The 15404-nt window shown below is 69.9% G+C and carries 13 protein-coding genes; 6 read left to right on the forward strand and 7 right to left on the reverse strand.

Going from position 1 to position 15404, the window contains the following annotated elements:
* Positions 1-54: 54 nt before the first annotated feature.
* From ABZ930_RS36325 to ABZ930_RS36335, 3 genes are read left to right on the forward strand one after another with little or no spacing between them, the layout of a single operon-like run.
* On the forward strand, positions 55-1110 hold the full coding sequence (locus tag ABZ930_RS36325; protein WP_361558047.1) for a ferredoxin reductase: 1056 nt from the start codon (positions 55-57) through the stop codon (positions 1108-1110).
* Positions 1111-1117: 7 nt separating this feature from the next.
* Positions 1118-2236, forward strand: coding sequence for an acyl-CoA desaturase (locus ABZ930_RS36330; RefSeq protein ID WP_361558050.1), 1119 nt, complete (start codon positions 1118-1120; stop codon positions 2234-2236).
* Positions 2237-2246: 10 nt separating this feature from the next.
* The gene (locus tag ABZ930_RS36335) at positions 2247-2582 is read left to right on the forward strand and encodes a hypothetical protein (protein ID WP_361558052.1); all 336 of its coding nucleotides are present in this window, start codon (positions 2247-2249) and stop codon (positions 2580-2582) included.
* Between the two features lie 348 nt (positions 2583-2930).
* On the opposite strand, the gene ABZ930_RS36340 is transcribed toward ABZ930_RS36335, so the two are convergent.
* The 5 genes from ABZ930_RS36340 to ABZ930_RS36360 all read right to left on the reverse strand — a co-directional run bounded on the left by ABZ930_RS36340 (position 2931) and on the right by ABZ930_RS36360 (position 9580).
* Positions 2931-3494: a DinB family protein gene (locus tag ABZ930_RS36340; RefSeq protein WP_361558055.1), complete on the reverse strand. Its 564-nt coding sequence runs from the start codon at positions 3492-3494 to the stop codon at positions 2931-2933.
* 274 nt (positions 3495-3768) lie between these two features.
* Positions 3769-5223, reverse strand: a complete 1455-nt coding sequence (locus ABZ930_RS36345; RefSeq protein ID WP_361558058.1) for a carboxylesterase family protein — start codon at positions 5221-5223, stop codon at positions 3769-3771.
* A 99-nt stretch (positions 5224-5322) separates the two neighbouring features.
* Positions 5323-6423 carry a 5'/3'-nucleotidase SurE gene (locus tag ABZ930_RS36350; RefSeq protein WP_361558061.1) on the reverse strand — a complete coding sequence of 367 codons (1101 nt, stop codon included), beginning with the start codon at positions 6421-6423 and terminating at the stop codon, positions 5323-5325.
* Positions 6424-6511: 88 nt separating this feature from the next.
* Entirely contained in the window at positions 6512-8290 is a 1779-nt protein-coding gene (locus tag ABZ930_RS36355; RefSeq protein ID WP_361558064.1) for a glycoside hydrolase family 3 N-terminal domain-containing protein, read from the reverse strand.
* Positions 8291-8326: 36 nt separating this feature from the next.
* On the reverse strand, positions 8327-9580 hold the full coding sequence (locus tag ABZ930_RS36360; RefSeq protein WP_361558067.1) for an MFS transporter: 1254 nt from the start codon (positions 9578-9580) through the stop codon (positions 8327-8329).
* 316 nt (positions 9581-9896) lie between these two features.
* On the opposite strand from ABZ930_RS36360, the gene ABZ930_RS36365 reads away from it, so the two are divergent.
* Positions 9897-10889, forward strand: a complete 993-nt coding sequence (locus ABZ930_RS36365) for a LacI family DNA-binding transcriptional regulator (protein ID WP_361558070.1) — start codon at positions 9897-9899, stop codon at positions 10887-10889.
* Between the two features lie 549 nt (positions 10890-11438).
* Here the strand turns inward: ABZ930_RS36365 and ABZ930_RS36370 are convergent.
* Positions 11439-12482, reverse strand: a complete 1044-nt coding sequence (locus ABZ930_RS36370; protein ID WP_361558073.1) for an SMI1/KNR4 family protein — start codon at positions 12480-12482, stop codon at positions 11439-11441.
* Between the two features lie 278 nt (positions 12483-12760).
* Positions 12761-13180 carry an MmcQ/YjbR family DNA-binding protein gene (locus ABZ930_RS36375; protein WP_361558076.1) on the reverse strand — a complete coding sequence of 140 codons (420 nt, stop codon included), beginning with the start codon at positions 13178-13180 and terminating at the stop codon, positions 12761-12763.
* A gap of 206 nt (positions 13181-13386) precedes the next feature.
* Between ABZ930_RS36375 and ABZ930_RS36380 the strand changes: the two genes are divergently transcribed.
* Both ABZ930_RS36380 and ABZ930_RS36385 read left to right on the forward strand, forming a co-directional pair.
* Entirely contained in the window at positions 13387-14004 is a 618-nt protein-coding gene (locus ABZ930_RS36380) for a TetR/AcrR family transcriptional regulator (RefSeq protein ID WP_361558079.1), read from the forward strand.
* Positions 14001-14912: an SDR family oxidoreductase gene (locus tag ABZ930_RS36385; RefSeq protein WP_361558082.1), complete on the forward strand. Its 912-nt coding sequence runs from the start codon at positions 14001-14003 to the stop codon at positions 14910-14912. The genes ABZ930_RS36380 and ABZ930_RS36385 overlap by 4 nt, the downstream gene beginning before the upstream one ends.
* The last annotated feature ends 492 nt before the right edge of the window (positions 14913-15404 follow it).

Genomic DNA, 15404 nt, shown 5'->3' on the forward strand with positions numbered 1-15404 from the left:
GATTTACGTCCTGCGGTCAGGACTTTACGCCTGGAGGCGCAGCAAGCTGGAGCCATGACGAGTACAGCCCTGCGCAGCAGGGCGTGGAAACTGCTGGAGATGGTCACGACGCCACTGTTGCCGTCGGACTACCTCGACCTGGTCAGCCCGCTGCGCGCGGGCGCTGACCTGCGGGGGCGCATCGAGGCCGTACACCGCGAGACGGCCGACGCCGCGACCATCGTGATCAGACCGGGACGGGGCTGGCGCGGCCACACGGCCGGTCAGTACGTGCGGATCGGGATCGACATCGACGGGGTGCGCCTGTGGCGTGCCTACTCCCTCACCTCGCCGACACACCGCCAGGACGGCCGCGTCACGATCACCGTGAAGGCGATCCCGGACGGCAAGGTCAGCAACCACCTGGTCCGCAGGGCGAAACCGGGCACACTCATCCAGCTCGACCAGCCGGCCGGTGACTTCGTGCTGCCGCAGGCCAAGCCGGCCAAGGTGCTCTACCTGACGGCAGGCAGCGGCATCACGCCCGTGATGGGCATGCTGCGCGACATCGAGTTCGACGACGTCGTCATGGTCCACTGCGCGCCGAAGCCGCAGGACGTGATCTTCCGCAACGAGCTGCTCGACCTGGTCGCTGAAAAGAAACTCCGGCTCACCGAGGTGCACACCGACACGGACGGCAAGCTCGACATCGCCCGCCTCGACGAACTCGTGCCCGACTGGGCCGATCGCGAGACCTGGGCCTGCGGGCCCGCAGGCCTGCTCGACGCAGCCGAAGAGCACTGGAGCGAGCACGGCGTACCAGAGCGCCTGCACACCGAACGCTTCCGCCCCGGCATCGTCGTCGCCGGTGACGGCGGCCAGGTGACGTTCAGCGTCACCGGCAGGACCGTCGACGCGGACGGCGCCACGCCGTTGCTGGACGTCGGCGAGGAAGCCGGCGTGCTCATGCCCTCCGGGTGCCGCATGGGCATCTGCTTCGGCTGCGTCACGCCGCTGAAGGCGGGAGCCGTCCGCGACCTGCGCACCGGCGAGATCACCGAGGCCGAGCCGGGCGTCCTCATCCAGACCTGTGTGTCCGCCGCCGCGGGCCCCTGCGACATCGAACGGTAGGAACACCTTGACCGCCATCGACCCCACCGCCCACCTGACCGCGGAGCAGATCGAGGAGCTCGGCCGGGAGCTGGACGCGATCCGCGACGAGGTGATCGCCGGCCGCGGCGAGAAGGACGCCGCCTACATCCGTAGGATCATCTCGGCGCAGCGCAAGCTCGAGCTGGTCAGCCGGGGTGTGCTGCTGTTCTCGATCTTCCCGCCCGCCTGGCTGATCGGCACCGCCGGTCTGTCCGTGGCGAAGATCATGGACAACATGGAGATCGGCCACAACATCCTGCACGGCCAGTGGGACTGGATGCGGGACCCGAAGATCCACTCCACCACCTGGGAGTGGGATCACGTCTCGCCGTCCGACCAGTGGAAGCACTCGCACAACGAGCTGCACCACACGTACACCAACGTGATCGGCAAGGACAACGACCTCGGCTACGGCATCATGCGCGTCGACGAGGACCAGAAGTGGCACCCGTTCCACCTCGGCCAGCCGCTGTGGAACTTCATCAACGCCTGCTTCTTCGAGTACGGCATCGCAGCGTACGACCTGGAGCTCGGCAAGAACCTGCGGGGGCGCCGCCGCAAGAACCCGGAGTTCCGCGCCCGGGCCAAGGCTGTGGGCCGCAAGATCCGCAAGCAGGTGCTCAAGGACTACGTGATCCACCCGCTGCTGTCGGGCCCGTCGTTCCTCCCCACGCTCGGCGCCACGTTCACCGCGAACCTGGTCCGCAACATCTGGTCCCACTCGGTGATCATGTGCGGGCACTTCCCCGAGGGCGTGCAGGTCTTCGAGCGCCGGTCGATCGAGGGCGAGACGCGCGGCCAGTGGTACCTGCGCCAGATGATGGGCTCGGCGAACATCAGCGGCAGCAAGGCCATGCACTTCATGACCGGCAACCTGTCGCACCAGATCGAGCACCACCTCTTCCCGGACCTGCCGAGCAACCGGTACGCCGAGGTCGCCGTGAAGGTGCGCGCGCTGTTCGAAAAGTACGAACTGGATTACGTCACCGGGCCGCTGCCCAAGCAGGTGTTCTCCGCGTGGCACAAGGTCGTCAGGCTCTCACTGCCCAACAAGAAGCCCAAGGCCAAGACACCGGACCGCGAGCGGGAGCTCGTCGCGGCCTGAATTACGAGCCATGCTCCGCGACCAAGGCGCCTGGTGGCGGCTGGAACGCGAGGACACGTTCACCATCCATGTCGGATGGAGCCAGTACCTGTATGTCAGCAGTGACCGGCTCTGCAGTGAACTCGGCCTGTTTGCGCAACCGATCACCGCCTCCCCCTACGCTGCAGACCTTGAGGAACCTGAAGTGACCGAGGCGGCCGACGAGGACTTCTGGGAACGTGTTCGCGCCGAACTCGCCGCGCCACAGTCCCTGCTCTGGGAAGAGGCCTACGTCCGTAATGCGACCCGTTGGCACCGCCTCACCGCGAGCAGTCTCCACACGATTCGCGCCCTGCTCCGGCCTTGAGCCCTCCTGACGGTCCGGCCCGACCTCAACCCAGATGTCCACGCGGTCCTTTCCGCGCTGCCCACCGACGCGTCCATGGACTTCGTCTGGGAAGCGCCGAACGGAATGATCCGACATGCCACCCGCCCTGCCTGGCAGTGACGGCGTGCTGCGCGCAAGGTGGTGACCGGGCCAGCGCTCGACGCTGTGAGCGTTTCATCGTCCGCGGTGCTCGGGGACGCCGGCACCGCTCTCTCGGCGCGCCCGGATACCGACGGCCCGCTGAATCCGTTCGGGAATCAGGCGGGCCGTCGCGCGGCTCCGGATGGGGATCCAGTCCCTATGTCGGGGTGACCGGAGCCCGGCTCGTTACGCCATGCTCTGTGCGCCGTCCAGCGACTCGCGGATGATGTCGGCGTGGCCGGAGTGCTGGGCCGTTTCGGCGACCAGGTGCATCAGGACGCGGCGGATCGACCAAGAGGTTCCGGGCTCGTTCCACGGAGCCTTCGGCAGCGGCCACGCGGCGTCCAGATCGGGCAGGGAGCCGATCACGGCGTCGGTCTCGAGCGCCGCCTTCTCGTAGTCGGCCAGGACGCCCGCCAGCGTCTCGCCGGGCAGCATCCGGAAGGTCGCCGCTCGCTCGGCCCAGTCCGTCTCCGTCATCGCCGTGAAGTCGGGCATCGCGGACGGACCGTGCTGGATGAACGTCACCCAGCTCCGCTCCACCCGGGTGACGTGCTTGATCAGCCCGCCCAGACACAGCTCACTGGCGGTGGTCCGATGGCCCGCCTGCTCGTCGGTGAGGTCGCGCGTGGTGAACCGGAGGAAGTGCCGCTGCTTGGACAGCCCTTGGAGCCAGTCGGCCTGCTCGCCGGTGGCGGCCGGGGTGATGGGCTCGACTTCTTCGCGGGTGGTCGTCTCGATGCCTGTCATGGTGTCCGCCCTATGTGAGGTGCTGAGGTGCCAGTGGTACCAAGGTAGGAGTCATCTAGGTCAGGTTCGGTCCTAGATGAGGCGGATGTGTGGAGGAGTTCCAGGGCACCACGATGACAGACGGCATCGAGCCGACACCGCCCTGCGCGGGGGAGCTGGGGTGTCAGCAGGGTGCGATGACGTGCTCACAACGCCATCAGCACAGCCAGATCGGAATACGGCTGATGCACATCACCTTTGTCACGTGATCCGAACTTCCGGGCGGCGGGGTCAGTCACGGGGTGCACCAGATCGCGCGGACGCGGTGCAGGGGATCGGAGGCGGTGTGCGGCGCGGTGTCCCAGACGCGGGTCTCGCGCTCAGGCGCCGTGTACGGGGGCCAGTCGGTGCCGGGGTCGAGGTCGCTGATGAACGCCGTCCAGGCGGCGTGCACGGCGTCGGCGACATGCTGGGGCGGACGGTCGCCGAGGGCGGCGGTGACTCCTTCGGCGTCCAGGAGGTCGAAGGCGAAGGGCAGGTCAGTGCAGTGGTGGGCCAGGCCCGTGAAGCCGGGTGCCGTGGAGCGCAGCCGGAACTCGTAGAGCCAGGTGGGCCGGCCGTGCCGGGCGCGGGCTTCGGCGATGGCGAGGCCGGGGGCACGGAAGACGGTGTCGGTCATGGCCTGGCTCTGCAGTTCGCCCGGTTCCCCGCCGCCGTACGTCTCGAGGAAGGCGCGGCTGCCCCCTTCGTCGAGGCCGAGGGCGGCGAGTGCGGCACGCAGGCTCTCGGCGGTGGCGTCGGGCTGCGGGACGGCGTTGAACTCGTGTGCGGTGAAGCCGAGCATCAAAGGGATGTCGGCTCCCGCGTCCCCGGTGGTCAACGCGTCGCGCACGGGCTCGGGAATGAGATGGCCGTCGGCGAACGGCGCCAGGGCCAGCAGGGGCTTGCCGGGGGAGGCCGACGCGTCCTGGAGGGCGAAGAGTTCGGCGTCGGAGAGGTCCTCGAGCGCGGCCGCGGTCACGGGGCTGCCGGTGTGCTCGCTGAGCCGCCGGGTGACGGCCTCGGCGGTCTCCCGGCTCTGGGGCTGCATCACGGCGCCGGACGCCGAGATAGCGGCGCGGAACAGACCGCGGGCCGCCGGGGTGGCGAGGAGGGTCTGCACGGCGCCGCCGCCCGCCGACTGGCCGGCGATCGTCACCTTGCGCGGGTCGCCTCCGAAGGTCGCGATGTTCTGCTGGACCCACTCGAGGGCGGCGATCCAGTCCCGCACGCCCCGGTTGTCGGGCGCGTCCGGCAGGTGCAGGAAGCCCTCGATGCCGAGCCGGTAGCCGATCGATACGACGACGATGCCGTCCCGGTTGAACGAGTCGCCGTCGTACCAGGGGCTGGCCGCGCTCCCGGCGAGGAAGCCGCCGCCGTGGATCCACACCAGGACGGGGCGTGCCGCGTCCGGTGCGGTGTCGGGGGTGAAGACGTTGAGGTTGAGGGTGCCCTCGCCCGGGATGCTCGGCTCGGGGATGGTGGTGACGTCGAACAGTTGGCGGCGCTGCGCGGTGGGCCCGTACACGGTGGCGTCGCGCACGTCCGTCCAGGGCTCGGGCGGGACGGGGGCGGCGAAGCGCAGCGGGCCGACGGGCGGCTGGGCGTAGGGGATCCCGAGGAACCGCGCTCCGTGGGGGCGGCGCTCGCCGCGGACGGGGCCGGCGCTCGTGTGGACGACGGGCTGGGACGACGTGGTGATCGTGGTCATGGGCTGTTCTCCGTGCGGTGGTGGGGTTACGGCGCTGGGGTGGATGACCGTCCGCGGTCCCTCGGGTCAGGGAGAGGGACCGCGGACGGCCGGTCGGGGTCAGGAACGCGGAGCCTCGCGCTCGACGTACCGCTCCAGGCGGGCCAGTTCGAGCTGCCCGGCACTGCTCGTCCGGACACCGTAGGTGCGGTCGGCGGTGACGGGGGCGACGGAGATGTGGCCCCGGTCGAGCAGGGCGGTGGAGTCGGCGTTCTTGACGGTCTCGGTGCAGTCGCTGGTCGGTTCGTCGTCGCAGACGCCGGGGACGATGTCGAAGAGGTCACCGCCCGGCGTACGGGCCTCGTAGGCGTGCCAGACCTTCTTGCCGTGGCCGATGCTCGTCCATACCGGGGGCTTGGCCTTCTGTCCGGCGCTCACGTCCGGGTAGTCGACCTTGAGCGCGAACCGGTCGGTGAACAGGTCGCGCTCGCGCAGCCCGGCGATGAATCCGGCGGCGAATCGGGCGTGGGCGCGGTAGTTGGCGACCGGGAAGTCGAGCTGGCTCGCGTCGCCGGACGAGGAGAGGGCGACGGCGGGGACGCCCTCGTCGATGGCGGCGACCGCGGCGCCGACGGTACCCGAGTCGTTGACCTGGGCGCTCACGTTGGGTCCTGAGTTGATGCCGGTGACGACCAGATCGGGGCCGTTCTTCCAGCCGGCCTTGGCGGCGAGACCGCCGCGCAGCGCGAACTTGACGGTGTCCGCCGGGGTGGCGCTGGGCGAGTCCTGGCCGCACGGGCCGGTGGCCAGACACACACCGTAGACGGGCGATCCGGAGCGTGTGCCGGAGCAGTCCTTCTCGTATCCGGCGCGCGGCTGGGGGCGGGTGCCGAGGGAGAGCGTGCCGCCGTTGGTGACGGCCGTGCCCTTGCCCGACTGCACCTGCCAGGGCGCGATGGCGACGACGTCCGCGCCGGCTTCGCACAGGGCCTTGCGGATCTCGTACAGGCCGAGGCCGTCCGAGTTGCTGGGCTTCACGGCCTGCATGGAATCGTCGTTGGAGAGCAGGACGCGCAGGCCGGCGAGAGGGCGAGACCGGTCGGGCCGCGGGGAGCCGTCCGCGGCCGGAACGGTCGCGGAAGCGGCCACGCCCGTGCCGGCGAGGGCGGCGGTGGTGGCGAGAACGAGGAGGGTGCGTCTGCGGCGCGGGGCGAGAGTCATGGCTGGGGTCCTCTGTGTGCGGCTCGGATGGTGCGCGGGTGACACCGGGGGCGGCTTGCGGGGCTGGATGTGCGCCGCCCCCGGTGGTTCAGAGGGACAGTCCGGTTCCGTACGGGAAGACCGGGTCCTGGGTGGAGTTCGGTACGTCGCTGGGGGAGGCCGCGACGGCGGCCATGGAGCGGGGGAGTTCGTACGGCAGGCGGCCCTCGGGCGCGGCGTGGCCGAAGACGACGTCGAGCAGGGCGGCGTCGCTCGCGCCGTAGTCGGCGACGACCGCGGCGGCGCGCTCGGCGATCTCGGGGATGACGGCGGGCCGTTCGAGGTGGAGCAGCACGACGGTCGGTACGGCGTCGAGGACGGCGAGGACGGGCTTGAGCTCTTCCTCGGTGAAGTCCAGCCGGCCGGTGTGGAACATCGACTCGAACTTGTTGTCGCGGTGCTCGTACGGGGTGTGCAGGCGCAGCAGGGCCAGGTCGGCGTCGGCCGGGGTGTCGGTCAGATCCCCGTACGCGGCCGCGGCCTGCGCGTCGACGCCCTCCACGTACAGCTTCGGGCGCGGCCGGACGACCGGCAGCGTGGCGTCGCGGTTGACCAGCACGGTGAGCGAGCGGCGCTGGGCGGCCTCGCCCGCGGCACGGAACTCGTCGGCGCCGACGATCTCCTCGGCCAGGTCGGGATCGACGTACGGCTGGTCGAACAGGCCCAGGACGAACTTCTCGCGCAGCAGGCGCCGTACGGAGGCGTCGACGCGCTCCTCGCTGATCCGGCCGGAGCGGACGAGTCCGACGACGACCTCGGGGCAGGCCTCACCGCCGAACTGGTCGGCGCCCGCGTCCAAGGCCTTCGCGGCGCGCTCGGCGAGAGTGAGGTGCTCGACGCCCCAGGCCCGGGCTCCGTGCGGCTCGCCGAAGATCACTGCGTCCGTGAGCAGGCCCCAGTCGGCGCAGACGATGCCGTCGAAGCCGAGACGCTCGCGCAACAGCCCGGTGATGACACCCTTGTTGAAGCCGAATCCGACCTCCTCCCAGTCGGTGCCGACGGGCTGTCCGTAGTACGGCATCATCTGGGAGGCCCCGGCGGCGATGGCGGCCCTGAACGGCTCCAGGTGGAGATCGCGCAGGCCGCCCGGGTAGATCTGCTCCTTGCCGTGCGGGAAGTGCGGGTCCTCGCCGTCCTTCTGCGGGCCGCCGCCGGGGAAGTGCTTGACCATGGTGGCCACGCTGTCGCTGCCGAGAGTCTCGCCCTGGAAGCCGCGGATGTACGCCTGGACCAGCTCGCTCGTGAGGGTGGCGTCGGATCCGAAGGTGCCCGACTGGCGTGCCCAGCGGGGCTCGGTGGCCAGGTCGATCTGCGGATGCAGGGCCACGCGGAGACCGACGGCCAGGTACTCGCGGCGGGCGATGTCGGCGAACCGGTGGACGAGTTCGGGGTCGCGGACGGCGGCCAGACCGGTCGGCTCCGGCCAGGCGGAGAACGCTCCGGAGCTGAACGAGGCGCCGATGTTGGTGGTGAAGGAGTGGCGGGGATCGGTGGAGACGGTGACCGGGATGCCGAGCCGGGTGGCGGCGGCCAGCTCCTGGACCGCGTTGTGCCACTCGGCCATCTGCCGCGGCCCGGTGCCGCCCAGGAGGTTGAAGTGGCTCAGCAGCTTCGAGCCGATCAGGCCGCTGGTGTCGGTCGGGATCATGGCCGTCTCGTCGCCCGCCTCGACGGGACGTCCGTCGTCGTGCAGGGGAAGCATGGTGTGGAACAACTGGCCCGCCTTCTCCTCCAGAGTCATCCGGGAGAGGAGATCGGTGACCCGCTCGTCGACGGGCAGGGCGGGATTCTGGTACGGGTGGCCGTCATTGCGCGGTGCGGGAATCATGAGGGGTTCTCCAAAGGGGTGTATGGGTGGGCGGGCTCAGCGCACGCCGCGGATCGGGACGACGGACAGGGCCCCGACGACGGTGACCAGCGCGCCCGCCGCGAACAGGGCGTCGTAGCCGCCGAGCGAGGCGACGACGAGGGAGGCCAGGAACGGGCCGATGATCTGGGGGCCGGCGTTGGCGATGTTGAGGACGCCCATGTCCCGCGCCGCGTCGTCGGCGCTCGGCAGGACCAGGGTGACCAGAGCCGTGTCCACCGCCATGAAGCAGCCGAACGACAGTCCGGTGACGACCGCGAAGACGAGCATGCCCGTCCAGGAGGGGCTGACCAACGGAATCATCATGCCGAGCGCGGTGAGGACGCAGGAGACCGCGATGAACGGCTTGCGCCGGCCGATCCGGTCGGACAGCAGTCCGCCGACGACCGTCGCCAGCAGCATGCACACGGCGTTGAGCGGCGACAGGATCGTCATGGCCTCGGCGGGCTCGAGGTCCGCGGGCAGGCTGATGTGGTCCTGCAGGATGTACAGCTGAAAGAGCGTCACCATGAAGTAGCCGAGCATCATCAGGAACCGGCCGATGAACGCCCAGCGGAAGTCGCCCGCCTTCAGCGCGGTGCCGAACGCCGCGAGCTGCCGGACCAGCGGCACCGCTTCCACGGCGGGAAGGCGCTGCTCGCGCACCAGCGCCGTGAACAGTACGGCCACCACGGCGATCACCGCGCCGAGGGCGAGGTAGCCGGTGCGGATGGCGTCGGGCACGAAGGAGGCGGCGAGCGTGACGCCGGCGATCACGCCGAGCGGGGTGCCGACGCCGACCATGGCGGAGGCCAGGCCCCGGCGCTCGACCGGTATGCGGTCGGGGACGACGGCGGTGATCGCGGCCTGGTAGACGTTCATCATCGCCTGCACCAGGCACCAGCCGATGGTGACCAGGAGCAGGGTGCGCATCGCGCCGAGCAGGGCGAGTGCGCCCAGTGCGGCGAGGCCGCCGCCCAGGATCCACGGATTCCGCCGCCGGGAGCGGTCCGACAGCAGCCCCGCCAGCGGGTTGAAGAGGGTGGCGAAGACCGCGGAGACGCCGGAGACGAGGCCGAGGTTGGCGACCTTGTCCGCCGGGTCGAGCAGTTCCACCTGCAGGGGCAGCAGCACCTGGCCGACGCCCATGTAGACCATGTACATCGCGGTGTTCCCGACGGCCAGCATGACCAGCAGCCGGGCGAGCACGCCACCACCGAGACGGTCGGACGGTGCGTCCTGTGCCGGAATCTGGGTCGCGGGTCTACTCATGACGGTCTCCTTGAAGCACGGCGGAGCCCCGGTACGGGGGAGGGAGGAGGGGAGGTGCGGTCGCGTTGGTTACACGTGTCAGCAACGAACGAGTCCTGTGTAACACCCCGGCGGGTCCTTGCCTAGATGTCGGCAAAAATTCATCAGTCGCGCTAGGTTTCACGTGTAACAAGAGCCTGGCCGCTGACCTGCCCTTGTGGGCGCATGGACGGCCGCGCCGCCCGGAGATAACGCGTGTAACCTGCAAGCGGGACGCACGATGCACACGCTGTGCGCCCCAGGTGGACGTTGGATGGATGGAGGGCGAGGAGAACCCATGGCTGCGAACTCGGTCACGAGCACGGACGTGGCCCGGCTCGCGGGGGTGTCACGCGCCACCGTGTCGTTCGTGCTGAACAACACCCAGACGCACCGGGTCAGTGAGGCGACGCGCACCCGGGTGCAGGAGGCTGCCCGGCAGCTGGGCTACGTGCCGCATGCCGCCGCTCGGACCCTGCGTGCGGGGCACAGCAATCTGGTGCTGATCCCGGCCTCGGTGTCCGCGGTCGGTCACTTGGTCAGCACGTGGCTCGACGCGTTGCACAGCGAGCTGGAGGAGCGCGGGTACACGGCTGTCCTCCACGCGGGGCGGTACGCGGACGCCTCGGCAGGCGCACGGGCCTGGGCCGAGTTGCGTCCGGCGGCGGTCCTGGCTCTGGACGGCGACCGCCTCACGGCACAGGCGGTCCAGGTCCTGCGCCGCGCGGGCGTGGGCGCGGTACTGGCCCTGGCTGCCCACCCCGTGGAGGGCGTCCACGCTCTGCCGCTCGACCACGCCCGCATCGGAGAGATCGCCGCCGAGCACCTGGTCGCGCGCGGACGACGACGCATCGGGGTGATCATGCCGCGTGAACGCGGCCTGGACACGTTCGCCCGACCACGTCTTGAGGGCGCTCGAGCCGTCGCCGCGCGCAGCACCGCGACCGTGACCGAGGTCCCCATGGAGTACACGCGTGCGTCAGCCTCCGAACTGGCCGCGGGCTGGGGCGACCTCGGGCTCGACAGCGTGTTCGCCTACAACGACGAGTACGCCGCGCTTCTCCTGCACGCGCTGCAGGGCGCGGGCCTCACCGTTCCCGGCGACGTGGCCGTGGTCGGCGCCGACGACCTGGTGATCGCGACCCTCCCGGAGCCTCCGCTCACCACCATCCGACTGCCCTTCATCCCGCCGGCCCTGGTCGCGGACATCATCGACGCACAGATCAACGGAAACGAAGTGCCCGACGCCCCAGTCGCCGAAGCCGTCCTCGTGCCCCGCGCGTCCTCCTGACCTCTGGCCCGGCGGCCGGTCTACTCGGGAGTGTCTTGCCGGTCATGTCGGGCTCGCGGACCCGTGTGCCGCACCTCGCCGTGTTGTCGTCACTCGCCGTGGCTCCCTCCTTCGCCTTTCCGTGATCGCCGGTCAGCTGGGCGCGTCCCGAGGTGGTCGGTACCGTCCGCTCCGGGTGGATGGGGGTGGCGGCCGCCGGCTGGCTGCCCTGCGCACCTTCGTCAGTGGCGGGGCCGTCTCCAGCGGCGACTTGGGCCGCGGCATCGCAGCAGCCGCATCTGGCAGGGCAGCATCAACGTCGGCGGATACGTACCCGCCCGCTCCGAGCCGCCTGCCCTCAGCCGTTCGGCCCGCCGTCGAGGCCGCGTTGGAGGCGGTCGCGGGTGGACTGGACGACACCGAGATCGAATTGCCCCCTGGCTGACGCGGTGAGCGCACACAAGCGGCTCGAGTGCCAAGCAACCGACGGCCGCATCGTTCGCACCCCATGAACGGCAAGCCGAGGCGCTGTTGAGATGACCTTGGGTTCCACGTGCCCTTTGGCGCGGCCTAGCCTGTTGTGCGGCGGTCATCTATGACAGCGCGTACGGCTCGATCGCCGCGAGGGTCGGCCAGCAGGCGGGCGATGTCCCACCAGCGCAGTAGCAGCGCCGGGTAGTGGGGCGGGACCGCGTTCAGCAAGTCCTGGTTGAACCGTGCACGGACGCTCTCGTGGCGCAGGGCGGCGCTGATGTCGTCCAGGGACGGCGGGAGGTGGCGGATGGCGGGCGGCAGTGTGGCCTCGTACTCCGGAGCCAGGTTGCGGCCGGGATGGACCAGGATGTTGCCGCCCAGCGCGGCGGCGACGTCGTCCTCCAGTTCCTTCTGGGCCTGCACGGCACGCTCCCACCAGTAGTCCCGGAATACGGCGACGGCTTCGGGGTCGGCCAGGTCGAGGGCATCGCGCTGCCTGTCGAAGTCAGCACAGTCATCGCCGGGCAGGGCTTCCCGGATCGCGCCGAGAGTCTTCGCGGAATGGGGCGGCGGGGCCTGGCCGAGGTGGTGTCCCCACTGGCTCTTGTGCTTCGCGTCAGGCGCAGGCCCCCACGCCAGGGCACCGCCCACCATGCCGGGCTTCTCCGGGCCGGACCCCGCAAAGGGGGCCTTCAGGCTGACCGCCATGAGTTCGAGGTAGGCAGGCAGCGACTCGTACTCCCGCTCAAGCTCCCCGAATCCGGCCCACTTGCGCACTTCTCCGGTCTCGGCATCCAAGGAGAGGCCGCAAGTGGTGTCGTCGGGGGTGAAGGAGCAGAACGGTATCCAGGACGGCTTCCACAGCACGCGGGCGCTCTCGTCCTCGCCGTCCTCTTCCTTGAACCGGATCTGCATCCGGTACACCTCGACGACGGCGTCGAACGGCATCAGAGCCCAGTTGCCCAGCATGAGCCCCGAACCGTCCACGCCGTCCTCACCGGCGGACAGCCGCCACAGCGCCTTCAACTCCTCCGGAACGCTCGCGCCGAGGGCTTCTTCGAGAGCCGCGATCTCGTCGTCGGAGGCGCCGGGCTTGAGGGCCGCGTACGACGGCGGGGCGTACTCGGCCAGCCATTCCACGATCCGGCTCCATGCCCGGGTGACTCGCACATCTGCTGGTGTGTCAGTAGTCATGGTCACCACGCTCGCATTGCGCCGCGATCCCTTACGCAGCGGGGCCCGGGAGTCGTGGCGGACCGTCCGACAGGGCGGTGGTGAGCGGCAGGCGGCCACGTCCGCCCCGCCATAGGCTCCCGCCGGAGTCGTGTGGTTCGTCGGACCTGGCTGCTACCGGTACGGGGTGGGGCGGCGCACAGCTCTCCAGCCGCTGGTTCGGCGCCGACGACCAGCTGTGCCTGTCAGCTGAGCGGCGGCGGGAGGGTGACCTTGGCGGCGAGGAACTTCGGGGCCATCAACCGGTAGCTGTCAGTGATCAGTTCGGCGAGCTCGGTCCAGTCGATGTGGTCACCGAGCACGGTGGCGACGACGTTGTGGCCCCAGTCGGCACGGAAGAACGGGAAGCCGCCGGCGGTCAGGCCGAGCAGGTCGTCGACAGGCACCCGAAAGGTCATCACGACCAGTTCCTGATCGGCGGCCGCATACGGGGCGTAGACCGACGAGCGCTGCGCGTCCGGCATGTAGACATGGGCGAATGTCCGCGTACGGATCCGCCAGCGCACACCGATCCAGGCTGGTTCCTCGTACGACTCGGGCAGTTGTCGACAGATCGGCCGCAGCCGGTTCAGGATCTCCGGCGGCACGTCTCCAGGGCTGGACATGGGCCGACATTAGCGGCCGACGACGAACTCCGCGCCGGCCGCGACCCGGTCGCCGGCGCGGTTCCCGACCTTGAGGCGCCACGGAGCCGTCGGCCGGGGACGAGCGCCATGGCTGCAACGCCGGCCGCCCCTCGTACCGGATTGCCGTGCAGTCGACCGAGCGCTTTAATGAATGAACGAGCATTTATTAATGGATGGGAGTCGTGATGGCGGGACGCCCCCGAGGGGTCGAGGATGCGGTGATCTTGCGTGCCGCGGCCGACGTGATCGGCCGGGTGGGTCCTGTGGGCCTGACTCTGGCTGTCGTGGCTCGTGAGGTGGGGTTGGTGCCGGGCACGCTCGTGCAGCGATTCGGGTCCAAGCGTGGGCTGCTTCTGGCGCTTGCCGAGCAGTCCGCGAAAGACGCCGCCGCGCTGCCCGAACGAGTACGGGAGGAGCACGAATCGCCACTGGAGGCGCTTGCGGCGCTGGTGGTGGAGCCGATGGCTTCGATGGCCACGCCCGAGACCTACGCCAACCATTTGGCGTTCCTGTGCATCGATCTCACGGACCCGCAGTTCCGCCGGCATGCCTTGACCATCCATCAGGCCCAGAGCCGAGCCGTCGAGGCACTGCTCACCGAATCCCTGCTCAAGGGCGAGCTCCGCACCGGGACGGACGTCGCGGCCCTGGCCAGGTCCGTACAGGCGATCACCTCCGGCGCGGGCCTGCTATGGGCCCTCGACCGTCAAGGCACCCTCGAACAGCGACTCCGGCAAGAGCTCGACAACATGCTGTCCCCTCACTTCCCGCCCCGCCACGACCACGATCTGGAGGAATCATGACCAACGACGCACGACCGCTCGCCGGGAAGGTGGCCCTGGTCGCCGGCGGCACCCGAGGCGGCGGGCGGGGCATTGCCGTCGAACTCGGGGCCGCCGGCGCAACGGTGTACGTCACCGGCCGCAGCAGCGCAGCCGGACGCTCCGACCTGGACCGCCCGGAAACCATCGAGGAGACCGCCGAGAAGATCACCGCCGTCGGCGGCCTCGGCATCCCCGTCCGCACCGACCACAGTCGTCCGGACGAAGTCCGTGTCCTGGTCGACCGGATCGCGGCCGAACAGAGCGGACGGCTGGACATCCTGGTCAACTCCGTGTGGGGCGGAGATCCGTTGACCGACTGGGAGCATCCGCTGTGGGAGCAGGACCTCGACACCGGCCTTCGGCTCGTACGGCAGGCGGTGGAGACCCATGTGATCACCAGCCGGTTCGCGCTTCCGCTGATGGTCGCCCGCAAGAGCGGTCTCGTCGTGGAGGTCACCGACGGCAACACCGCCCGCTATCGCGGCTCGTTCTTCTACGACCTCGCCAAGTCGGCGGTGATCCGGCTCGCCGTCGCCCAGGCCGCCGAACTGAAGGCGCACGGCATCGCGGCCGTGGCGATCACGCCTGGGTTCCTGCGCTCGGAAGCCATGCTGGAAGGCTTCGGCGTCACCGAGGCCAACTGGCGGGACGGCGCGGCCAAAGACCCGCACTTCGCCCACTCCGAAACCCCGGTCTATCTGGGGCGAGCGGTTGCCTCCCTGGCCGCCGACCCCCACATCATGGCCAAGACCGGGCGGGCGCTGGCCACCTGGGGCCTGTACAAGGAGTACGGGTTCACCGACGCCGACGGCACACAACCGGACTGGTCCGCTCACTGGGCCGGCGCCCTGCAAGAGGAGTACGGGCCGCTCGGAGACCCGCTGTGACACCGGCGGGCGACGAGAAGGGGCGGATACGCCGCTGCACGGATCGAACGCTCACCCGAAAATTCATGGCGATCGCCTATCTCGGCTCACCGCGGGCGAACTCCTCGGGGAGCTTTCATGCGGATCCAATCGCGGAACTGCCGACGCTCGTCCGACACGCCGCCGCCCTACGCTCACCTCATGTGCAGGGGCGTGCCGCGACGACCAAGCTCTGTCAGCCGCTACGACACACCCGAGTTCTGGCAGCAACGAGGACAGTCGCCTCCCACCGGACCGCCAACCAGTCGTACCCGGTGGCGACGGCGTGGTGCCTCTCCCGGCGGTTGATCCCGCACTCGACCGCGTGGCGTTCTCGGTAGTCGGCCTGATCGAAGTGCGGTGATCTTTCGATACACGGCCTAGGGCGTGTCTTCAAAGTAGGCGAAGCCAGAGGAGCGTTGATGCGAGGGTGACCGCGGCTTCGAAGGAGGTCGCGGTCTTGTCGTATCGGGT

Origin of the sequence: Streptomyces sp. NPDC046716 (assembly GCF_040645755.1) — a bacterium.
In the GTDB taxonomy this organism is placed as follows: domain Bacteria; phylum Actinomycetota; class Actinomycetes; order Streptomycetales; family Streptomycetaceae; genus Streptomyces.